The 23205-nt window shown below is 37.4% G+C and carries 23 protein-coding genes; 15 read left to right on the forward strand and 8 right to left on the reverse strand.

Going from position 1 to position 23205, the window contains the following annotated elements; genetic code table 11:
* Positions 1–77 precede the first annotated feature (77 nt).
* From BMY50_RS17315 to BMY50_RS17335, 5 genes are all read left to right on the forward strand, one after another.
* Positions 78–659 carry a LemA family protein gene (locus tag BMY50_RS17315; protein WP_238383804.1) on the forward strand — a complete coding sequence of 194 codons (582 nt, stop codon included), beginning with the start codon at positions 78–80 and terminating at the stop codon, positions 657–659.
* 76 nt (positions 660–735) lie between these two features.
* Positions 736–1173 (forward strand): TPM domain-containing protein, encoded by a 438-nt coding sequence (locus tag BMY50_RS17320; protein WP_093326759.1) that lies wholly within the window; start codon positions 736–738, stop codon positions 1171–1173.
* A gap of 9 nt (positions 1174–1182) precedes the next feature.
* Positions 1183–1977, forward strand: coding sequence for a TPM domain-containing protein (locus BMY50_RS17325; RefSeq protein WP_093326761.1), 795 nt, complete (start codon positions 1183–1185; stop codon positions 1975–1977).
* Between the two features lie 236 nt (positions 1978–2213).
* Positions 2214–2612: a hypothetical protein gene (locus BMY50_RS17330; protein WP_093326763.1), complete on the forward strand. Its 399-nt coding sequence runs from the start codon at positions 2214–2216 to the stop codon at positions 2610–2612.
* A 105-nt stretch (positions 2613–2717) separates the two neighbouring features.
* A complete protein-coding gene (locus BMY50_RS17335; protein ID WP_238383805.1) occupies positions 2718–3650 on the forward strand; it encodes an alpha/beta hydrolase in 933 nt (310 codons plus the stop codon).
* Between the two features lie 190 nt (positions 3651–3840).
* Here the strand turns inward: BMY50_RS17335 and BMY50_RS17340 are convergent, their stop codons facing one another.
* On the reverse strand, positions 3841–5022 hold the full coding sequence (locus tag BMY50_RS17340) for a formimidoylglutamase (protein WP_093326767.1): 1182 nt from the start codon (positions 5020–5022) through the stop codon (positions 3841–3843).
* 105 nt (positions 5023–5127) lie between these two features.
* Here BMY50_RS17340 and BMY50_RS17345 point away from each other — a divergent pair, with 105 nt between their 5' ends.
* Both BMY50_RS17345 and BMY50_RS17350 read left to right on the forward strand, forming a co-directional pair.
* Positions 5128–6093: an NAD-dependent epimerase/dehydratase family protein gene (locus tag BMY50_RS17345; protein WP_093326770.1), complete on the forward strand. Its 966-nt coding sequence runs from the start codon at positions 5128–5130 to the stop codon at positions 6091–6093.
* 62 nt (positions 6094–6155) lie between these two features.
* Complete coding sequence (locus BMY50_RS17350; protein WP_093326772.1) at positions 6156–7448, forward strand: HAD-IB family phosphatase; 1293 nt, start codon at positions 6156–6158, stop codon at positions 7446–7448.
* A gap of 41 nt (positions 7449–7489) precedes the next feature.
* On the opposite strand, the gene BMY50_RS17355 is transcribed toward BMY50_RS17350, so the two are convergent.
* Positions 7490–8614: a TlpA disulfide reductase family protein gene (locus BMY50_RS17355; protein ID WP_093326775.1), complete on the reverse strand. Its 1125-nt coding sequence runs from the start codon at positions 8612–8614 to the stop codon at positions 7490–7492.
* A gap of 457 nt (positions 8615–9071) precedes the next feature.
* Between BMY50_RS17355 and BMY50_RS17360 the strand changes: the two genes are divergently transcribed.
* Positions 9072–10136: a branched-chain amino acid aminotransferase gene (locus tag BMY50_RS17360; RefSeq protein ID WP_093327093.1), complete on the forward strand. Its 1065-nt coding sequence runs from the start codon at positions 9072–9074 to the stop codon at positions 10134–10136.
* Positions 10137–10181: 45 nt separating this feature from the next.
* Here the strand turns inward: BMY50_RS17360 and BMY50_RS17365 are convergent, their stop codons facing one another.
* Together BMY50_RS17365 and BMY50_RS17370 are read right to left on the reverse strand one after the other, a co-directional pair.
* The gene (locus BMY50_RS17365) at positions 10182–11957 is read right to left on the reverse strand and encodes a hypothetical protein (RefSeq protein WP_093326776.1); all 1776 of its coding nucleotides are present in this window, start codon (positions 11955–11957) and stop codon (positions 10182–10184) included.
* 62 nt (positions 11958–12019) lie between these two features.
* Entirely contained in the window at positions 12020–13687 is a 1668-nt protein-coding gene (locus BMY50_RS17370; RefSeq protein ID WP_093326779.1) for a hypothetical protein, read from the reverse strand.
* Positions 13688–13862: 175 nt separating this feature from the next.
* Between BMY50_RS17370 and miaB the strand changes: the two genes are divergently transcribed.
* The 7 genes from miaB (at position 13863) to groL (ending at position 20747) form a co-directional block, all read left to right on the forward strand.
* On the forward strand, positions 13863–15299 hold the full coding sequence (gene miaB, locus BMY50_RS17375) for a tRNA (N6-isopentenyl adenosine(37)-C2)-methylthiotransferase MiaB (protein ID WP_093326782.1): 1437 nt from the start codon (positions 13863–13865) through the stop codon (positions 15297–15299).
* A 53-nt stretch (positions 15300–15352) separates the two neighbouring features.
* On the forward strand, positions 15353–16591 hold the full coding sequence (locus BMY50_RS17380; RefSeq protein ID WP_093326785.1) for a sigma-54 interaction domain-containing protein: 1239 nt from the start codon (positions 15353–15355) through the stop codon (positions 16589–16591).
* A gap of 150 nt (positions 16592–16741) precedes the next feature.
* Complete coding sequence (locus tag BMY50_RS17385) at positions 16742–17146, forward strand: LptE family protein (protein ID WP_317040852.1); 405 nt, start codon at positions 16742–16744, stop codon at positions 17144–17146.
* 23 nt (positions 17147–17169) lie between these two features.
* On the forward strand, positions 17170–18135 hold the full coding sequence (locus BMY50_RS17390) for a hypothetical protein (RefSeq protein WP_093326787.1): 966 nt from the start codon (positions 17170–17172) through the stop codon (positions 18133–18135).
* A gap of 13 nt (positions 18136–18148) precedes the next feature.
* Positions 18149–18508: a preprotein translocase subunit SecG gene (secG, locus tag BMY50_RS17395; protein ID WP_093326789.1), complete on the forward strand. Its 360-nt coding sequence runs from the start codon at positions 18149–18151 to the stop codon at positions 18506–18508.
* A 234-nt stretch (positions 18509–18742) separates the two neighbouring features.
* The gene (locus tag BMY50_RS17400) at positions 18743–19018 is read left to right on the forward strand and encodes a co-chaperone GroES (protein WP_093326791.1); all 276 of its coding nucleotides are present in this window, start codon (positions 18743–18745) and stop codon (positions 19016–19018) included.
* Between the two features lie 91 nt (positions 19019–19109).
* Positions 19110–20747 carry a chaperonin GroEL gene (gene groL, locus BMY50_RS17405; protein ID WP_093326793.1) on the forward strand — a complete coding sequence of 546 codons (1638 nt, stop codon included), beginning with the start codon at positions 19110–19112 and terminating at the stop codon, positions 20745–20747.
* A gap of 94 nt (positions 20748–20841) precedes the next feature.
* On the opposite strand, the gene BMY50_RS17410 is transcribed toward groL, so the two are convergent.
* From BMY50_RS17410 to BMY50_RS17425, 4 genes are all read right to left on the reverse strand, one after another.
* A complete protein-coding gene (locus tag BMY50_RS17410) occupies positions 20842–21330 on the reverse strand; it encodes a hypothetical protein (protein ID WP_093326795.1) in 489 nt (162 codons plus the stop codon).
* Entirely contained in the window at positions 21311–21688 is a 378-nt protein-coding gene (locus BMY50_RS17415) for a phage holin family protein (RefSeq protein WP_093326797.1), read from the reverse strand. The genes BMY50_RS17410 and BMY50_RS17415 overlap by 20 nt, the downstream gene beginning before the upstream one ends.
* Positions 21689–21783: 95 nt before the next feature.
* Complete coding sequence (locus BMY50_RS17420; protein WP_093326800.1) at positions 21784–22053, reverse strand: YtxH domain-containing protein; 270 nt, start codon at positions 22051–22053, stop codon at positions 21784–21786.
* A 106-nt stretch (positions 22054–22159) separates the two neighbouring features.
* The gene (locus tag BMY50_RS17425) at positions 22160–23203 is read right to left on the reverse strand and encodes an AI-2E family transporter (RefSeq protein WP_093326802.1); all 1044 of its coding nucleotides are present in this window, start codon (positions 23201–23203) and stop codon (positions 22160–22162) included.
* Between the last annotated feature and the right edge of the window lie 2 nt (positions 23204–23205).

Genomic DNA, 23205 nt, shown 5'->3' on the forward strand with positions numbered 1-23205 from the left:
TTTATCTGAGATGTAACAAAGGTATAAATTTTGCTATCAAAGTATTAAATTGATCAACTATATTAAAAGAGACAGTAATGATTAAGAAATTTATTTTTGGATTAGTTGGCTTGTTTGCCACACTTTCTTTAAGCTCATGCGGGTATAACAGCATGGTTAAATTAGACGAAAATGTTCAATCTAAATGGGCCGAGGTAGAAAATGCCTATCAACGAAGGGCAGACCTTATTCCCAATCTTGTAAACACGGTAAAAGGCGCTGCCAATTTTGAGCAACAAACATTAACCAATGTTGTAGAAGCCCGGGCTAAAGCTACTTCCATTAACATTGACCCATCCAATTTAACCCCTGAAGCCATTAAGAAATTTGAAGATGCGCAGGGTGCTTTAACAGGTTCTTTAAGTCGTTTAATGGCTGTGGCAGAAAATTATCCAGAGCTGCGGGCGACTGAAAACTTTCAAGGCTTACAAGCACAATTAGAAGGTACAGAGAATCGTATTTCAGTTTCTAGAAGAGGTTTTAATGAAGCTACTCAACAATATAATTCTACTATCCGTTCTTTTCCAAATAACCTGATGGCAGGTATTTTTGGCTTCAAGTCGAAGGGATATTTCACATCGCAAGCGGGAGCTGATAAAGCGCCAGAAGTAAAATTTTAGAAAGGATTCACAGTCATTTAATTTACCCTTCTATGCTGTGGAACAATTGTATTGTATTTTAGACAAAGGATAAACAATGGATATTTTTAATAGTGAAGAACAGGAGCATATTTCACATGCAATAGGCTTGGCTGAGGCAAACACCTCCGGCGAAATACGCGTTTGCATTGAACGTACTTGTGAGCAAGATGTTTTGGAAAGGGCTGCTAGCTGCTTTAATAAATTAGGTATGCATAAAACGAATCTCCATAATGGAGTGCTTGTTTATCTTTCAGTAGATGATCATAAATTTGCCATCATAGGCGATACTGGTATTAACAATAAAGTAGAAGAAGGTTTCTGGGACACGACAAAAGAAAAAATGTTAGCTCATTTTAAATCTGGTGACCTCGTTAATGGCCTTATTGCAGGTATCACATGCGCGGGAGAGAAACTAAAAATATTATTTCCTTCGGCACATGATGATGTGAATGAATTGCCTAATGACATTGTTTTTATGAATCGCCAAAAATAAGCTGTATCTATGAGAGCTACTCGCCTACTGTTATTATCCTTCGTTATTCTTTTATTGCCTACATTCGTAAAAGCGCAAGACTTCCCCCCTCGTTCAACTACCTTGGTAACCGATTTTACAGGCACTTTATCTGATTCGGAACGCCAGAACCTTGAAAACAAACTGGTTGCTTTTGACGACAGCTCTTCTACACAGATTGCTGTAGTGATTATGACCTCCGTAGGAGACTACGACATTGCAGATTATGGCGTGCGACTTGCACAACAATGGGGTATCGGTAGTAAAGGGAAGGACAATGGCATATTACTGCTAGTTGCCAAGAATGATAGAAAGGTTACGATACAGACCGGTTATGGTGTTGAAGGCGCTGTGCCAGATGCTATTGCTTTTCAAATCATCAGACAAATTATTACACCGGCCTTTCGAGCTGGGGACTATTATGGCGGTATTAATAGAGCGACAGATGCTCTTATTTCTTACACAAAAGGAGAATTTAAGGCAGACCCGAAAAAAGGAAAGAGTGGAAGTGGCACCGGTAGTTTAATTATCATCGTTATTATCATTGCAGTTGTGATTAGCCTTATTTCTCGAGGTGGTGGTGGCAAAGGTGGCGGAGGGCAAGTAATTGGTGGCCGTGGTAGTTCTGATTTATTCTGGTTAACTTTGCTTGGAAGCGGATTGGGACGTGGAGGCCAAAGAGGCGGTGGAGGCTTCGGTGGAGGGAGTTTCGGCGGCGGCGGCGGGGGATTTGGCGGCTTCGGTGGAGGAGGTTTTGGTGGTGGTGGATCTAGTGGAAGTTGGTAGTAGGCGTAAAGAAGTGATGAACAATGAATTATGAATTATCGTGAGTGATGAGTGATGAACAATGATCAGTGGAGTAGTTAAATAGTGAAGTTGTTGAATCGTCAAGTTTTAAGTAGTGATTCGTAATTTTAGGACTTAAAATGAAGATTTTAATGCTCACAACTCGCAACCGGCAACTCACAACTAATAATATGCTTACAACTCGCAACTAACAACTGATAACTCACAACTAATATATGCTTAAAAGAGATTCTTTAACTGCGCAAATGCAGCAACTGAGCCATACCTTAGCCAAGGTTAAGCGCTTGATATTGGAAGATCAGGAGTTAAAAGCGCTTGAAGATGTCAACTATACGCTGTCTCATTATTATGGCGTAACAGAACAGGAAATGATTGATATGCCTGGTGATTTATTCACGGATAGGCTCCGTGAGCAACAATATAAAGCTGAAGAGTTAAATATGCTGGCAGCATTTTTGGATGAACTTGCCGGATTAAGTGACGATGGATTGACGCGCAAAAATCTTTGGGCGAAAGTAATATCAATTTATGATCTATTGGAGAAAGAATACCATATATTATCCTTTGAACACATTGCCAGACGAGATCTGTTAGCGAATGCTTTAGGGCTTTAATAGAAGCAATATCAAGGTAAATAGGAAGAATTAACTGAGAAAACTAATTTTAAAAATAATTACCTAATCGTTTAAAACTCTATAACTAATCAATAAAATTCTTAAATGATGAACCTCAAAATTGTTTTAATTATCATGTTATCGATGGCATATCAGTCATTACTTGCCCAGACAGGCGGCGATTTTAAGGCCATATACCCAGAGGGAAGGATACCCAATACAACGACTGGAAAAGTAAGACTAAAAGAAGAAAGTGTAATCGGCCAGGATGGGAAGGAACGTATATCTGGCGTGAGTATACCTACTATGCGTTATTACGCGCCAGATAAAAGCAAAAGCAAGGGTTCTGCCATCATTATATGTCCAGGCGGAGGCTATGCTATTTTAGCGATGAGCCACGAGGGTGATGAGATTGCCAAAAAATTTGCAGAAAATGGCATTGCTGCATTTGTTCTAAAATACCGCCTACCAAGTGATTTAATTATGGCTGATAAAAGTATTGGCCCTTTACAAGACGTGCAACAAGCTTTTAAAATTGTACGAGAGCATGCGACAACATATGACATTAAACCTAATAAGATAGGCATTATAGGTTTCTCCGCTGGTGGGCATCTTTCTTCTTCGGCTGGTGTTCACTATAATGATATAAAAATTGAAAATCTAAAAAACACCAGTCTACGCCCCGACTTCATGTTATTATTGTATCCTGTTATAAGTATGGATACAACGATTACACATGGAGGATCCAGAAATAATCTATTAGGCAAGCAACCAGATGAGGCTTTGGTAAAGTATTTCTCTAATGAAACACAGATTACCAAGGACACTCCTCCTACTTTATTAGTACACGCGGAAGATGACAAAGCAGTTCCTATTGCCAACAGTAAACGGTTTTATAACGCGCTACAGAAAAATAAAGTTTCTTCAAAACTTATAACCTACCCGCAAGGTGGGCACGGCTTTGGGTTGAACAATAAAACAACCGATGATAAATGGTTTGACCACGCACTGGAATGGTTGCACCAAGAGGGTTATTAGTTTTAGTTATTGGTTATTAGTAGCAAGACTATATTAGTTGCGGGTTGTGAGTATTGTTTTTCGTATCAAAGTACGTACCTAAGGATCACAACTTAACTACTCCACGATTTAACAACTCAACGATTTAACCATTCAACTAATTAACCTCTCAACGATTCACCGACATGATATCTTGATACTTGCTACTTTTCTACGAAAGCTTTTGAAAGGTTCGCCACCACAAATCTGGCATTTCGCCCTCAATAGCCATTAAATAATCTTCATATCTGCACGGAACCAAATGGAAGCGTTCATTCACTGATTTTGTATTAGGATAAGGTACTTGCATCCACCAGCGATCTGTTTTTTTACTTTTAATGAATATGAGTTCGTAGCTATCATCGTTTAATGATGCACGATAAGTCACATAAGAAGATTTAGGCTGTAATGGAAAATCCTTCTTCCGATTATAAAATCCATCGACAAAATACCATAACATTTGAGCGAGTAAGGTGGCCGTTTGGCCATTTTGGTCAAATGCCGGATTGAATTCATAAAACCCAATAGAGCTTAATTTATCACTCATTCCGGCATACCTAGATAGTTGACAAGCCTCTTCTCCATAAAAGCCGTTTGGTGAGGCATTTCCGTTTCCACAGGCATCAGTAGATCGAATAGCACCTATATCAAAGCTGAGCATATCTGCATTTCGGATTACGGGTTCCGCCTGATCTGTATGTCTGGCAAATAATCCCAGCCGATAAGAATCGAAGTACAATTTATCCATCGCTTTTAAGCTGTCTTGGCTTACGTAATAGGTTTGATAGCCGATATTACTATAATTAAACAAAAAATTTGGCTGATGAAGCATGATCTTTGTCAAATAGGTTTGAGAGTTCACCTCATTATCATCATCAACTTCTTCATCTAAATCAAGGTGAGAGTCAATTACCACAATATCGACCTTCTGTTCCAATTTTTCATATCCTTGGAATTGAGCGTACGTGACATCCTGTCCTCCCCCAATTATTACGGGAATTATATTTTTTTTTATTAATTCCTCTACAACAGTTTTTACTGCCACATAAGTGTCCTTTGCGGTATTACCAGCTTTGATATTACCGAAGTCTGCAATCTTTATCGCGTAATCTCCTTTGTGCAAACTATACAGTTTCTCCCTCACATAATCCGGTGCCAAGGAACAACCCTGATTATCTACAGCATTTCGATCTTCCATCACGCCTATAATTACTAAATCAAACTGCTCTTTCTCATGATCTGGAAATTCATCTGTAAAAACTTGTATATGTGTTCCAAGCTGACTGGTATAAAAACCTTTAGCGGGAATAAATTTCTGAATATCTACGGGAGCAAAAAAATCAACTAATGACATCTAATCGGAATTGAACTGTTGTATTTTTAATTAAAGTTTGTGCAAATATCCATTTATTAACTTACTTTTGAAAGTATTAATGATCAATCTAGCATAAAATAAGAAGTGATATTAGTTACTGGCGGAACAGGTTTTTTGGGTTCGACGCTTATAAGGCAATTACTTGCTCGCGGGCATCAGCTACGGGCAACTAAGCGCGACTCCTCTTTCATTCCCGCCGACATTGCCAATCATCATCATATACAATGGGTAACGGCTGATATTAATAATTTCTTTGAATTAAAAGATGCCTTTGAGGGAGTGACAAAAGTATACCATGGCGCTGCTCTTGTTTCTTTTGAACCTTCTGAAAAAAAAGCGCTCTTAAAAGTAAATGCCGAAGGTACGGCTCATATTGTAAATCTTTGTATACAACATAATGCCCGCTTACTTCATATAAGCTCAGTAGCCGCCATCGGAGGCCCGAAGCCGGGAACAGCCGAAGCAGATGAAAATGATATCTGGGAATTTGACGGTACGCAGCATGGCTATTCTATTTCCAAATATGAAGCCGAAATGGAGGTTTGGAGAGGTATTGTCGAAGGATTAAATGCCGTTATTGTTAATCCATCGCTCATCATCGGGCAGCAGGCAGGACATGAAAGCACTGGTGCTATTTTTAAACTATTAAAAGACGGACTTCGTTATTATACGACAGGTAGCGTCGGCCTTGTCGATGTAGACGATGTTGCAAGAGCTGCCATTGTACTAATGGAAAAAGAAGATATTCAAGCGGAACGTTTTATTATTAGCAACACAAACATGGGTTATCGAGAGCTTTTCTCCATATGCGCTAATTATATGGGTATTCCCGCACCAAGTAAAAATGCTACACGACCTATGTTAGGCATTGCGTGGCGAGCAGCTAAAGTCATGTCATGGTTTACCGGAAAAAAACCTGGATTAACGAGAGATACCGCGCATTCATCTTTAATGAAACAAGCTTTTTCGAATACAAAATTTAGGGAACGGTTGAACTTTACATACAAACCCTTAGATAAGACTTTAAAAGAAATATGCGAACATATATAAAACAACGTCAAAAAAGGAAATTCCGCAAAATCTGAACATTAAGCATTTAATAAAAGCAAAAAATGAAGCATTACTACATCATTGATTTCGACAGTACCTTTACACAAGTTGAAGCGCTTGATGAATTAGCCCGAATCTCTCTTGAACATCACCCTGCAAGAGAACTTATCTATAACGAAATAGAAAGACTCACCAACGCAGCAATGGAAGGGAACATCTCCTTTCGCGAAAGTTTAGCCGGCCGCGTTAAACTTCTTCAAGCTAATAAGTCCCATTTAGATAAATTAATAGCGATTTTAAAGAAAAAAGTTTCCTCCTCTTTTTCACGTAATAGAGATTTTCTTAAAGCCCATAACGAGGACGTGTTAATCGTTTCAGGTGGCTTTAAAGAATTCATAACCCCTGTAGTAACCCCATATGGCATAAAAACAGAAAACATTTATGCCAACACGTTTCTTTTTGATCCAGCGGGAAATATCATTGGCTATGATGAGTCAAATCCTCTTTCGGATGAAGGTGGAAAAGTAAAACTTTTAAAAACCATGGATCTTGATGGGACTATTTACGGAATAGGTGACGGTTATTCTGATTTTCAGTTGAAAGAATCTGGATTAATTGAGAAATTTTACGCATTTACCGAAAATATTGAACGCAAATCAGTCTCAGAAAAAGCAGATCACATCACGCCAAGTTTAGATGAATTTTTATATGTAAATCATCTACCAAGAGCCATTTCCTATCCAAAGAATAGGATACTATGTTTAATCGTTGGAGATGTTCCTGAGATTTCGGTGCACTTGCTTAGAAGGGACGGTTTTTCTATTCGCCATAAAGAAACACTAGAAGAGAAATACCTGAAAGATGTTGGAATGTTATTGATTGCAAATGGTATAAGTGTAAACAATGAGCAATTAAAACAAGCTGAAAAGCTAAAGACAATTGGCTATTTGGGAAATAGCAAAGGAGTCATAAATCGTGACCTATGCAATGAAATGGGTATTGTAATTTTTGACGATAAGAAAGGTAAAAAGCGCAGTGGAGAATTTATACCGAAAAGAATGGCTGATTTCATTAATAAGGGTGATACAGCTATGAGTAGAAATTTCCCTAACATGCAACTCCCAAGAATGCACCAGGCGCATCGTTTAATTCATATCCATCAAAATGTACCTGGAATCATGGCTCAAATCAATAATGTTTTTGCCGAACACCACATTAACATTGTAGCTCAATTTTTAATGACAAAGGGAAATATAGGCTATGTTATAACTGACATAAGTAAAGGATACGACGATAAATTATTAAAGGAGCTTAAGCAGATTATTACCACCATTAAGCTAAGAATATTGTACTAAAAAATTAGAGCCGATTAGCTAAAGCTAATCGGCTCTAATTTTTATAATAATTCTTGTAACTTACTATGCAATTCTTCACCGCGAAGATTTTTTGCAATAATTTTACCTTGCGGATCTATTAAAAAGTTTGCCGGGATACCACGTACACCGTATAATTTAGCCGCGGCATTATTCCAGAACTGTAAATCTGAAACCTGCGTCCAAGCCAATTTATCATCATTAATAGCCTTTAACCAAGCATCTTTTGCATTAGGTCTATCTAATGAAACCCCTAAAATAGTGAAGTTTTTATCTTTGAATTTATTGTAAGCGGCCACAACATTTGGGTTTTCCTGCCTACATGGCCCACACCAACTTGCCCAAAAATCGATCAATACATATTTTCCTTTAAAAGACGATAATGCCACTGGTTTACCCGTAGTATCGTTCATGGTAAATTCCGGTGCAGCAACGCCTATGCTGGTACCTTTTGCTACAGAAAGCAGCTCTCCGTACTCTGCACCAATTTTACTAGTTTGCACATCTTTCGAAAGACCGCTATACAATTTTTGCGCCTTTTCAAAATCTCTATTCGGATCTATGCCAGAACGCAAGGTGTACATACTAACCAATGAATTCGAATGCTCTGTAATAAAACGCTCCAATATATCCTGCTGCTTTGTTTGTAATGCCTCATAATGCTGTTCAAATTCTTTCTGAAATGCTTCTGTAGCCCTTGTTTCATCCGACGCTCCATAGTACATAGCCATTACCGCTGCTTCATCCCCTTTAATAGCGCTCATCTCTTTATTTAATACTGCCTGATCTTTATTGAGGGAAGTACCCCCCAAAGAGGCCTTAGCAAGCGAATCATCTGACGTAACTGTAATCTCGCCCTTTTCCAAGTATATAGGCAATAAATCCGGTGCCTCTAATTGCATGACCGGTTCACCTTTGTGTGCCATTACGAGTACCGCATTAGCCGGATCTTGCACCGAACCTTTAAACGTAAATGCTCCATTAACAATAGCAGCCGAATCGAGTTGATTTGCACCATTAAGTCTATAAGATATATACGCTTTTGCAGGCGCATTTAAATTTCCAACTTTTCCTTTGATAACATAATCCTGTTGCGCATTCACAATCGCAGGTAATGCTAATAATGTTCCTAAAATTATTCTTTTCATCTGTTTATTTTTTGTTCTTACTTGGTCAGATGGAGCCTTTGATGATTAAACCCCGAAGGGCTCATGAACACAAAAGCCACCTTAAAATCTGTGAATAAATAATCATTACCCTGTGTATTTAACAATTATTTTAATCATATCGGGTTCATTTGAAAGTATTCTTAAAACCGCCGAGCATTTTATAAAAATCGCTCAATTAATTATGTCTACTCCACGAATTCATGCAGTCTTCTACAAATGTAACATTTAAAATTTCTTAAGCTAAATAGTTAACAATTATTAACGAAAACACCGTTAGCATCGATTATGAAAGGAGTTGAAACTTACTTAGTAGCAGCTAATGTTGCTTATTTGTTTTTAAGCTGTGTCTAATCAACTTTAAACAGTCGCCAAGTATTTGCCTTGTTTTCTAATTTTTCCTAACTTGCACTTCTACAAAGTATATAAAAATTTTACAGTGGGACATCCGTATAATATTGAAGTAGAGTTAACACAAAACTCACAGTTGGAAAAGGTTGATTTTAACAATCTTAAATTTGGACAGATTTTATCTGATCATATGTTGGTAGCAGATTATGATGATGGTGAATGGAAAGAAGTCAAAATTGTTCCTTATGGCAACATAAGTTTAAGTCCGGCTACATCTGCCTTGCATTATGGGCAAGCAATTTTTGAGGGAATTAAAGCATATAAATTTGAAGATGACCGTGTAAGTATCTTCAGACCAGACAAAAATTTTGAACGCTTTAACAAGTCGGCTTTACGCTTGGAAATGCCGGCCGTCCCAAAAGAAATTTTTATTGACGGCTTAAAAAAACTCATTGATATTGATCGGAATTTTGTACCTAATACCGCAGGCGCTTCCCTATATATCAGGCCCTACATGTTTGCCACAGAGGCGGCATTAGGAGTACACCCTTCTAAATCTTATAAATTCGTAATTATTACCGGGCCTGTAGGCGCTTACTATAATAAGCCGCTTCGTGTTAAAGTAGAGACTTTCTATACGCGCGCTGCTGCCGGCGGTGTTGGCTTTTCTAAAAACGCAGGGAATTATGCCTTAGCGTTATATCCTACAAAGCTGGCCCAAGACGAAGGTTTCGATCAATTAATCTGGACCGATGCCAAGGAACATAAATATGTAGAAGAAGCCGGTACAGCAAATCTCGTATTCATGCTTGGCGACACATTGGTTACTCCTGGATCAGACACTGTTTTACAAGGTGTTACTCGTCATAGCATTATGGATATTGCTAACAGTTGGGGCATAAAAACCGAAACACGAGACGTTAGTGTGAAAGAACTAATTGACGGCATTGAAACGGGACAGGTGAGCGAAGCTTTTGCCGCCGGTACTGCCGCCACACTTACCCCAATCAGCGAAATAGGATTTGAAGGAAAAGTTTACAAATTAAGTGATCCAGAAACTAGAACCTTCTCCAATAGGGTAGTGAATTATCTTAATGACTTACGTTATGGTAAAATTGAAGATCCTTTTGGATGGAACTTTATTGTAGAATAGCTAAATTTAGGCATTGTGAACTGTATTCGCAATGCCTAAATGATATTACTTTTCGTCCTTTTGTTCTTTTTTCTTAAAAATTCCTTTAAAAAACTTCTTCAATTTACCCGCGGTTTTATCTGCCTCCTCAGCAGTGTTCATCAGTTTAGCTTCGCGTTCTTTTGTTACCCCTACACTTGCTTTTACCCCTTCAAATAAGCTCTTCCATAAGAAATTAAAAAAGGAAGATGTTAGTGGCCTCTTATAATAAACAGGGCCCGGGTGGAACTTTTCATTCGCATCAGGGTTACTGTCGTTTATAATAAATTTATTTGTCAGTACCGAAACAATATCATTTTTAGCTTTACTTCCGTCTTTATCCTTTAAAATCACCTGTACTGCTAAATTATTATAGTAAAAATAAACGTTACCCCTTGCCTTATATGTGTCGGCCTTTACGTCAAAACTTAACTTTCTAAAGTGTCCTGAACTTACTTCTATCATTGCCAAGGGTTTCGTTAGCGGATTCAGCGAGCGTGCATTCATATTTGTTAATGCCCCTTTGTAAGTAAATCCCCCTAACCTGTCTAACATATCAAAAGAGAAGTGGATATGTAAATTTCCGTTATCCATAAACCTTGAATGTATATTCGCGGTTAAGAACCTGTTCTTAGCAAGCGCTACAGAGTCATTAGTAACATTATGAAAAACACCTTTCGTGTTATTAAAAGTAACTTTTCCTGTTTGTGCTGTTTTGCCATTATGTTCAACATAACTTATCAGCACATCCTTTAGCAGTAAAGTGTCTATTTTTAGCGGCAAAGCTAATTTTCTTAATTGTTGATGAGGATACTTAGCAATTTTTTCTGTCTTTCTTTTGCTTGGGTAAGCCGTATTATTATAGATCTCTACCCTCGAATGCCCCAGCGTAACATTATTGGCATATAACTTCTGTTGTTTAAGCAATTTAAAAAGATCTATACGGTTAATACTTATCGTATCAAACTCCAATTCATACCTTTCCTTTGCATGCTTTGTTTGTTTGTAAAAATCGACTTTATTATGCCGCGGCATCATCTTTAGTCCGTTTACTACCACACTTCGACTAGCCGATTTAAAATGAATACCCTTTAAATCTATATAATATAAGCTATCTCCCGTAGCTATACGGTAATCATCCATCTTAAAGTCCACCGAACGCGCATTATAAAAACGCATACTATCCACCTGCGAGGCCGAATCGACCCGTAAATCATCCACATTAATATTTACGTTCTTTAACTTTGTTATTTTTTCTTTGGCTTCATTGCGATTGGTATAGATTACATTAACATTTTCAAAAGCTATGTTATCAATTGTCAATTCATTTAAAATTTTTGATATTTTTTGATATAGCGTTCGTTTATCTTTTGGTTGAATAGTATCGTTATAGATCTGCGTTTCATTAATAACCTTAATATCCGGATTCTTTATTATTATCTCATCAATATTTAATTTACGCATTGTATAAATTCTTTTAGGATGAAAATTATTGATATCAAGTTGCGCTACTGAAATGTCATACAGATTGTCCGGAGCCTTACGCTGGGCTTTTAAAAGTTTATAAACAGCGGTATCAGGTATTAATTTGAAATTATGCAAATGGGCATTACCGGTAACTAGATTAAAATCCAAATCGTCGTATTCAACACGATAAAGGCTGTCGCTCGAGCTTAATATAAGTGCATGCACTTTTTCATTTAGCAAAGACCGCCAGTGATTGCTTAGATACCAAAATCCCGCAAAGAGCACTAAAAGGAGCGTTACGAAAACACCAATAATCCATTTCCAAAAAGGTCTCATAGAATGACTTTAAAAAAATATTAAACATTGCATACCCCACACCATTAAAGATTTGAAAATCTCTAACTATTTGGAAGTCCTAAATTAAATTTAAACCCTGTATAAATAGATTTCCACATTAAATTAAAAAAAGTTTTTTCTTGCGGATGCTCATAAATAAGATTAGCAATTCTTGGCTTATCTTCTTTCTTGGACGGGTTATCACTTTTAATCCCGATCCAATTTACAAAAAGAGATAAAAAGCCTTTTTTCTGTATCTTCCCGCTGCTGGCCTCCAATATGGCTATTTTTAAATCATTATATAGCAACTCGGTATTTACCTTTGCGTGATATCTATCTGCATGCACATTAAATCTCACCCCATGAATATAGCCGTCCTCGGCTTTCGCTAACGCTATTGGAACCAATAATTGGTTATAAAAATGTGCAGGTGCGCCTGCTAAAGATCCGTTAAAATTAAACCGTCCCACTTTACTTGTCATATCAATATTTAGGTGAAGAGACAACTTTGGTTTTCCAAGAAAATAGGTTTCGAAAGAGCCCTTAATCCAATTATTTTTTTTCAGTTGAACGACATCATTACTCACATTAAATAAGGTCCCCGTAAGGTTTGCAAAGACAACAGTTCCGGCCTGTTTTGATTTAGGGTTTAGCTCCTTATAATAAACATCGGTGTTATTGATTCTTACAGTATCAATCGTTAAGGGTAATTGCAGTCGCCGAAAAGCAAACGCTGGGAAATTATTTACAGCCATTGTTTTTTTCTCCCTCATACCTTTATCTGCAAAAACACGTACAGTAGCTTGGTCAAGTTCCATGCTTTGTACCGGCAATCTATCATGCATTTCCAAATATTTAAAATCTATATTCTTTATCATTATTTTGGGATAAATCATATCATATCTATCTTGCTTGGAAGGCAATTTCGCTGAAAACTCTTCTTCGGTATAAGCGGGAATAATTTTAAAAGTGTCTATTTCTACTTCCTTTTTTTTAGTCGAGAGTTCAAAATTGCTCACACTAAACGAATACAATCCATCTTTCGTTTTATAAGCTATATTTTTACCATATACCCGAATATTCCTTGCAAAAAAACAACGTGAAGTATCATTAATGGATGTATCTAAATCAATATCGGTAAGCTCGAGATTTAATCCACTTAACCTGCCGCGATTATCTTTCAGGCGATCTTTTCCCCAAACGGAGCGATAAGATAAACCGGCTATATGCAGCTTATTAATATTACTTTTTTGAAAGATCGTTGGCAATTGGTCTATTAATTTCATGCTCTTTTTCTCTTTTACCATGCCTTTCATTTGCAAAACAGTAATTTCCGGTTTTAAAATATTGATTGATTTGATTTTTAGCTCCTTGTGTAGAAAGAGCTTCAATACATTAAGACCGCTAATATCAATGACCTCGACCCATATCTGAAAGAGGCGGGTGGCCTTTTTTATCTGCTGCGCTTGATTATGAATCGTTGTATCAGGAATAAGCTTCACATTAGATAGTTTCATTTGCCCATTAAGCAAACTCACCTTCATTGAATCAAAGGTCAATTTATACACACCATCACTTTTTTCTTTTACGGTAGCCTTGAGCAAACTAGGCATCCTGTTTTGCAGGATATAACCAGCTATTCCCAGAGAAATTATAAAAAAAAGCACTACACTGACAAACCAAAAAAACACCTTTTTTGAGGTATTCAGCCGACGATAAAATTTTATCATAGTAAAATTATCTTCATATCTAATTTAATTATATTCTTTACAAGAAACAAATAAGATATCATATTGTTCTGACCTTGATACCAAATCTTTCCAGTTCAATCATTCTAATGCAAACTGACAAACTGTCATTAAAAACAAATATTTTTTGTACTTTTGTAACCTTAAATTAAGAGGTATGCTAGATACACAGATAAGTTTAAAAGAGCACGATGAATCTCGCCAAGGAGAAGCATTAATATTGGAGGGAGATAAAGAGAAATTGAGCGGACGTAAACTTTACATAGAAAGTTATGGTTGCCAGATGAATTTTGCTGACAGTGAAATAGTTGCTTCAATTTTATTAGACAAAGGATTTGAAACCACTTCAGACTATAAGGAAGCAGATGTGGTATTTATTAATACATGTTCTATTCGCGAAAATGCAGAACAGCGTGTTCGCAACCGTTTAAAGGAATTTGAATCGGCCAAATCAAAAAAACCAGGAATGATAGTAGGGGTACTTGGTTGTATGGCAGAACGTTTAAAGTCTAAATTTTTAGAAGAGGAAAAATTAGTAGATGTTGTAGTTGGCCCGGATGCCTACCGCGATCTTCCTAATCTTATAGAGAAAGTTGATGATGGTACCCGCGCGGTGAATGTCTTGCTTTCACGTGAAGAGACCTATGCCGATATCAGTCCTGTACGGTTAAACACCAATGGCATTACCGCTTTTATTTCGATTATGCGTGGCTGCGATAATATGTGCTCTTTCTGTGTTGTTCCTTTTACTAGAGGCCGCGAAAGAAGTAGAGATCCTTATTCTATCGTTAAAGAGGCGCAAGAACTGTTTAATGACGGATATCGGGAAGTTACCTTGTTGGGACAGAACGTAGATTCATACAAATGGTCTTTAAGCGAAACCGAAAATAACCAGGACGAAACTGTCATTACTTTTGCCAAATTATTGGAGATGGTAGCAGCAGTGGATCCGCTGTTACGAATAAGATTTTCGACGTCCCACCCTAAAGATATCACAGATGAAGTGCTTCATAGCATGGCTAAGCATGAGAACATCTGTAATTATATTCACCTTCCTGTGCAATCTGGCAATAGCAGAGTGTTAGAATTAATGAACCGAACATATAATAGAGATTGGTATATTAACCGTATAGATGCTATTCGCAGTATCATTCCTACTTGCGGAATTTCTACAGATGTCATTACAGGTTTTTGTAGCGAAACAGAAGAGGAACATCAAGATACTTTATCCATTATGGATTACGTTAAATATGATTATGCGTACATGTTTGCGTATTCAGAGCGCCCCGGTACACTTGCTGCCAAGCGCTACGAAGATGATATTCCGGAGGAAATAAAAAAACGCAGATTAACGGAAGTCGTAACAAAACAACGGGAACACAGTCATTATAGATTAAAAGAGCAAGTAGGAAAAACACATAAAGTGCTTATCGAAGGGTTTTCTAAACGATCGGATAAAGACTATTGCGGTCGTAATGACCAAAATGCCATGGTAGTTTTTCCAGTTGATCCGAGATTTAAAGTAGGCGACTACGTTACTGTAATGGGACTAGATTGCACTTCTGCAACTTTAATCGGAAAAATTATTGATTAAACAGAAGAATTAAGAAGCAGCTTTATAAGTAATAAAACACGCAAGACTAATAAATGGACATCCAAGATATAAAAAATAGATTTGGGATAATCGGCAATTCACCATTGCTAAATAGGGCAATAGATGTAGCTCGACAAGTTGCTCCTACAGATATTTCTATTTTAATCACAGGAGAAAGTGGGAGTGGTAAGGAAGTATTTTCTCATATAATCCACCAACTAAGCAGCAGAAAGCATGGGCCATTTATAGCGGTCAACTGTGGTGCAATTCCTGAAGGAACAATTGATTCAGAGCTTTTTGGCCATGAAAAAGGCTCCTTCACGGGGGCTCATGAAGCACGTAAAGGATATTTTGAAGTAGTTGATGGAGGTACTATCTTTTTAGATGAGGTGGCAGAGCTACCTTTAAATACCCAAGCGAGGCTGTTACGCGTGCTGGAATCGGGTGAGTATTTAAGAGTAGGTTCCTCAAAAGTTCAAAAAACGAATGTCCGTGTGATTGCTGCCACAAATGTGGACGTTTATGATGCTGTTAAAGATGGAAAGTTTCGTGAGGACCTATATTACAGATTAAATACGGTTCCCTTACGAATTCCCCCTCTGCGCGATCGTAGAGAAGATATACATTTACTTTTCAGAAAATTTGTTGCAGATTTCACGGATAAATACAGAAGTCCGAGTATACAACTAACGGAAGATGCCCAGCAAGCGCTAAGCAATTATAGTTGGCCCGGAAATGTTCGTCAGCTGAAAAACATTGCGGAACAAATAGCGGTATTGGAAAGAGAACGAAATATAACAGGTCAAATCTTGCAAACCTATCTTCCCGTAGAACGAACGAATACCTTGCCTATGCGCTTGCCGAATAAGAACAATGAGGATTTTTCTGAAAGAGATTTACTTTATAAAGTGCTCTTTGATATGAAGAAGGATATGGTAGAGCTCAAAAAATTGGTTGTTGAGTTATTAAAAAACGGCATTGATTCTAATGCCATTTCTGATAGCTCCCCTTATTTGAATCAACTTTATAGGGAAGTACAACCAGCAACGAGCGCTTCCAACGAAAATTTTTCACCGCTCACCATTCATCAATCAACAGCAGAAAAAGAGAACTATGAAATTGCGCCACACGCAGAAGAAGTAGAAGAATCCTTATCATTGGTTGAGAAGGAGTCGGATTTAATTAAACGTGCCTTGAAGAAATACAAAGGAAAGCGAAAATTGGCAGCACAAGAACTTGGAATTTCTGAGCGTACATTATATAGAAAGATAAAAGATCTAAATTTAAGTTAGCACCTGTCAAGTATGCGTTTACGCGTGGGAGCTATAAAGGGAAAAAACATGTTTAAATACCTGAAAACTACGTTGCTACTATTACCGTTGCTTTTTTTGCAACAGTCTTGTGGTGTATATACATTAAATGGCTCTCTCATACCAGAAAATATGAAGACATTTAATGTTCAATTTTTCGAGAATTCGGCGCCAATTGTTGTCCCCAATTTAAGTCAGCAGTTTACAGAATCGTTAAGAGAACGTATTCGCAATCAATCGCGACTAAGCCAAACAGATGGTGATGCAGATGCTATATTTGAGGGGCGTATTACTGGCTATAGCATTGCTCCTGCCGCAGTTGGTGGAGCAAATGATCGCGCGCAGGCAAATAGATTGTCTATTACAGTTAGCGTAAAATATGTTGACGCCATAGAACCTGACAATAGTTTTGAGCAAACGTTCACCCGGTATCAGGATTTTACAGGAGTGGTTCAAACAGTAGAACAACAGTTGATCCAGGATATAAACAGGATGTTAACAGAAGACATCTTTAATAGAGCATTTGCAAACTGGTAAGTTTATCATAAAAAGTATTTATTGTGGAACATCAAACGCTACTGCTGCATAAATTTAATGGTATTTTGGAAGATCCGGTTCAAGCAAATACTGAAGAATTAACACTATTGCTTGAAAAACATCCTTATAGCCATGTTTTCCAGCTACTAGAAGCAAAGAGATCTGCCTATATACCTATAGAAGACAGTACATCCGTTTTTAATAAAGCTTCTTTATATGCTAAAAGTTCGGCGCAGCTATATAGCTATATCTATTCCCCGAGTATTAATGATCCGAAATTTCAACAAGAAGAGGCCGTTGCCAAACTAGATCAGCTTTTAAGTAACCGCATAGAAGAAACGATTGCGCCTGAGGCCTTGGTGACAGACATTGAGGACGACGAGCTGCATTATATGACAAATGAAGAGGAGATGACAGCTCTGATTACGATCGATTCCAATAAGGCGGAGAGTGCAAATACCCGGGAAGATGTGTCTAAATATGACGATGACTTAATGCCTTATACTTTTGTTTGGTGGCTTCACAAAACCAGGTTGGAACATGCTGACACCTATCAACCCTATGCTCCAAAGACGAAGCCTTCACTAAAGTATCTTACCGAAACTGTCAATGACATTGTATTAGATCAGCAGATCCGTGAAAATATATTTCACTTGCAATCTCCTGAGGACAAGCTAAGTGTTAAAGACGGAAGTAAGACCGTTGCTTTTAAAGTTTCTCATCAAACAGACGATATTATTGAACGCTTTATAAAGGAAGAGCCTCAAATAAAGCCGCCGCAAGCAAATAAAATAACACTGGAAAATAAAGCGCGTCAAAGTGCCGAAGATCAGTCAACATTTGTATCGGAAACATTAGCACAAATTTATGCTGAACAGGGCCTTTTTCATAAGGCTATTGACACTTACATGAAATTAAGTTTGAAATATCCCGAAAAAAGTGTTTATTTTGCCGACCGTATAAAAGACTTAGAGAATAAAATTAATTAATAACAATAAAGAAATGTATACATTATTTATAATACTTACCATTTTAGCTTGTGTGCTGTTGGTATTCATCGTTTTGATTCAAAATCCTAAAGGTGGGGGATTAGCGTCAGGTTTCGCCGGAACCAATAATCTTATGGGTGTACAACGTACAGGAGATATCCTTGAAAAAGGCACCTGGATTTTAGTAATAGCGATCATGGTATTCTCACTATTAATAAACATTACCAACCCAGGCATGAGCTCAGGCAGTGGTAGTGGTTTAAAACAGCAAATTACGCCTACCGCGGCTCCTGTATCGCCACTTCCTGGTTCTGCAACCAAACCAGTAGCACCACAGGGAGAAAAGCCTGCAACTACTGATACGACTAAGTAAAATAACCGCTATAAAACGCAAGAGGGTTCCAAGTTTTTGGAGCCCTTTTGCGTTTTTATATGCTGACAAATATTCAGCTAAGCTGACACACTGAAAAAGTATTTGGTTTTTTTTCACCAAGTAAATGAAAAAATGACAAGAATTTTCATCTCTAAAGGTTTGGCATAATTCATGAACCGTTAATTCCCGAAACGTTAATCTAGTATAAAACAGTAATAATATTTATTAAAAATTATGGCATTAAGTATCAAACCGATTGGAGACAGAGTGGTAGTAGAAGCTGCTGCTGCTGAAGAGAAAACCGCATCAGGTATCTATATCCCTGATACCGCTAAAGAAAAACCACAACGAGGAACTGTTGTTGCAGTTGGTGAAGGCAAGAAAGACGAGCCTGTAACCGTTAAGGTAGGTGATGAAGTTCTATATGGTAAATATGCCGGAACAGAAATAACCTATGAAGGGAAAGAGTATTTAATTATGCGCGAATCTGACATCTATGCTATCCTCTAAATAGATAGATATTATTGAATAGATTAAAAAGAAATTCATTCTTAAAATAACGTATAACAACAATTGTACGCAATTTTAAAATTTAAAAATTATGTCGAAACAAGTTAAATATAATGTTGAAGCCCGTGATGCTTTAAAAAGAGGTGTTGACATTCTAGCCAATGCTGTTAAGGTAACCTTAGGTCCTAAAGGTCGCAATGTAATTATTGAGAAAAAATTCGGTTCCCCCGCTATTACCAAAGACGGTGTTACTGTTGCTAAGGAGATTGATTTAAAAGATCCATTGGAAAATATGGGCGCTCAAATGGTAAAAGAAGTGGCTTCCAAAACTGCCGATCAAGCTGGAGATGGAACTACAACTGCTACCGTTCTAGCACAAGCTATTGTAACAGCTGGTATTAAAAATGTTGCAGCCGGTGCAAACCCTATGGATTTAAAACGCGGTATTGACAAAGCTGTAACGGCAATTGTTCAGAGCTTACAAAAGCAATCGCAAACAGTTGGTGAAGACAACAACAAAATCAAACAAGTTGCTACGATCTCTGCTAATAATGATGAGATAATCGGTGAATTGATTGCTGAAGCAATGGAAAAAGTTGGTAAAGATGGTGTCATTACTGTTGAAGAAGCAAAAGGAACAGAAACAGAAGTAAGAACTGTAGAAGGTATGCAGTTTGATCGCGGTTATCTTTCTCCTTATTTTGCTACTAATACAGAGAAGATGGAAGCTGAATTAGAAAACCCTTACATATTGATTTATGATAAAAAAATCAGCAATATGAAAGAGTTGCTTCCAATTTTGGAAAAACAAGTTCAAACAGGCAAACCATTATTAATTATTGCTGAAGATTTAGATGGAGAAGCTTTAGCAACCTTAGTGGTAAATAAAATTCGCGGGTCTTTGAAAGTAGCAGCAGTTAAAGCTCCTGGCTTTGGCGATCGTCGTAAAGCAATGTTAGAAGATATTGCTGTTTTAACAGGCGGAACTGTAATTTCTGAAGAAAGAGGATACAAATTAGAAAACGCTGAGCTTTCTTACTTAGGTCAAGCTGAAAAAGTAGTTGTAGATAAAGATAACACAACCATCATTAACGGTTCTGGGCAAACGGAAGAGATTAAAGCTCGAGTAAGTCAAATTAAAGCTCAGATTGAATCTACTACATCTGACTACGATCGCGAAAAATTGCAAGAACGTTTAGCTAAATTAGCTGGCGGTGTTGCCGTTCTTTATGTGGGTGCTGCTACTGAAGTAGAAATGAAAGAGAAGAAAGACCGTGTAGACGATGCTTTACACGCGACTCGTGCAGCAGTTGAAGAAGGTATCGTTGCTGGTGGTGGCGTAGCATTTATTCGTGCAATTGAATCCCTTGAAAACCTAAAAGGTGATCATGAAGATGAGACTACTGGTATCAACATTATCAAACGCGCAATTGAAGAACCATTACGTACTATCTGTAACAATGCAGGTGTTGAAGGTTCTATTATTGTACAAAAAGTGAAAGAAGGATCTGGAGATTACGGCTATAATGCACGTTTTGACAGATTTGAGAACCTTATCAGTGCTGGTGTAATTGATCCAACTAAAGTATCTCGTGTTGCATTAGAAAATGCAGCTTCAATCGCAGCTATGTTGTTAACTACTGAATGTATATTAGCAGACGAGCCGGAAGAAGATAAAGGTGGTGCTGGAGCTCCTCCAATGGGTGGTGGCATGGGTGGTATGATGTAATCATCGTTATCCCCTATTATAAACAGAAAGTCCGTTGTTTAGATTAAACAACGGACTTTCTGTTTTTTCGTAATAAATAATAATCGAACTCAGGTTAGTAGGTTTCACTATCCGGTGGAATTCCAAAATCATAGTTATCCATATTGCCGGCCCTCCTTCTAGCAGTATTATTATGTGCAGGTTTCTTCTTTATCCAAGAGGTTATATTATCTATGACACTTGCCAATCGATCTTTATTCAAAAAACCAGCTGCTTGACTGGAAAGGAGGCCCATGATAATTCGTTTCAAGTATCCAGCTTTTCGAAAGAAGATACGGTTAATCAAAAAAGGCAGTCCTACCCGCAAACTTTTTGTAAGCCAGTCTTCATGAAAACCATCGCCTCCTTTAACACCGAATTTGCTGAGAATATTGCTTGTCGGAAGAAAAGAAAAGATATTTTGAAAAAAATGCATCGGCTTATTAATCTTCTCTTTCAAAAGACCATATTGATTCCCTAAATAGGCTTCCTGCTCAACTTTCAGATTTTTGAGTCTAGCAATTTCTTCCTTAAGTTCATTCAGATTAGTAATTTTCTTCTTCATCGTCATCATCATCATTACGTAAGCGCATAAAAATACGAACACACATATTTGCGATCATTGTCTTTATTGTGTTCCTAAAAATCGCTACCAGTATTATTAACAAAATAAAGAGCGCTCCAGTAAGAGCAAAACCCAATGCATAACTATTGAGCAATTCTCCTATAAAAAAAGCTAAAGCCATGCTCAGATAGAATACAACGAAAAAAGCGAAGAGAAGACTGATAATACTAACAGTCATTCCAGGAAGGATCTTGGAGATGCGTCCTACGAATTTTAGATAAGCTAAATCCGCATGATTTTCTACATATTCTTTTAGCTTTTGGATTACATTCTTAATTGAAAATTTATTATCTTCCATAGACCGTGTATTTCCATTATAGATGCATTCAACCGCGTCTTAGCATCTATAATGGATGTTGAATTATCCTTCTATAATGGATATTGAATTTATATTCAGGCGTGTTCTTCGAGTGCTTCTTCTACTTCAGCCTCTCCTTTGTTTACTTTTGACTTCACTGTAGAAACCAAGCGCTCCTTCAGATCATTAAACTGTTCAACCTGTTCAGCAGTGCGTTCTTTAATAGCATCTCCCAGGTCCTTTAAAGAGTCGCTTAATTTATCTCTTGTATCAGATCCCTTTTCCGGAGCAAATAAAATTCCCAATGCTGCACCTGCGGCCAAACCTGCCAATAAAGCAGCTACTACTTTTCCATTATCCTTCATGATGTTAAAAATTAAATTTTATGTTACTAATTAATGTTAAAACAAAGGCAACTGATTGTGACCTCTTATAAATACAATATTATATAGCAAACTGTTTGCCAACAAGCTATTCTTCGGCTATTTTTTTTCTATATCGAACCTCTGCCAGCTTATTTGTTTCATATATTTTCACGGTTATCAAAAAATAAGATAAAAGTAAAGGACCGAAAACCAGTCCCATAATTCCAAATACGGGGATTCCTATGATAACACCAATTATAGTAATAATAGGATGTATATTCCCCACCCTTTTTGCAATCACCAAGCGAAGCACATTATCTATATTAGAGACGAACAGCAATCCCCACAAGAGCATTCCAACAGCATTAAACGTATCGCCGCCTACTAATTTAATGATACATGCCGGAATAAACACCATGGGTGCACCCACTACCGGTATAAAGGAAAGAATTACACATATAACTCCCCAGAATAGGGGATCAGCAAAATCAAAAATCCAGTAACCAAATGATACAGCCGTTCCTTGTATTAGGGCAATCAAACCTTGTCCTAATATGTTCGAATAGGTAATATTCCGAAGTTCGATTCCAAATCTTACAGCATTCTCATCTCTAAAAGGAGCATACTTTAGCAAGCCCTTCTCAAATTCGCGATAGCTCACAAATAAAAAATACAACAGAAAGTACATTACTGTTAAGTCCAGCAATAAATTTGCTGCTCCTCCCAAAATCGATGTGAGCAAATTACCAGCATACGAAATACCTTTCTGCAGATTGTCAGCTATCAAATCTGGTTGTTGTAACTTGTCTCCCAGAAACTCATTAATGCTATCAATAACCCGCTTAATTTTCTCTGGATTTCTGGTCATTTCAATAACCCTCCTAGCAATCATATTTATTAATCCATAAAATGGGAATATGATAATGAAAAAGGAAGATACTATGATCAAAATAGCCACCAGTGATTTACGCCATTTCAAACGTTCGATCAAAAAAATATTCAATGGCCTAAATATCGTATACATTACCAGCGTAGCTAAAAGTGCACCGAAAATACCCCTTAATGAGTAAAGTATAAAAGCACCAAGTACAATAATAATCAGCAGCGTAATATTGTTACGCTGTTTTTGATCGAATAAAGCTGCGGACATGT

The sequence above is a fragment of the Olivibacter domesticus genome, from assembly GCF_900109575.1.
GTDB classification, from domain to species: Bacteria; Bacteroidota; Bacteroidia; order Sphingobacteriales; family Sphingobacteriaceae; genus Olivibacter; species Olivibacter domesticus.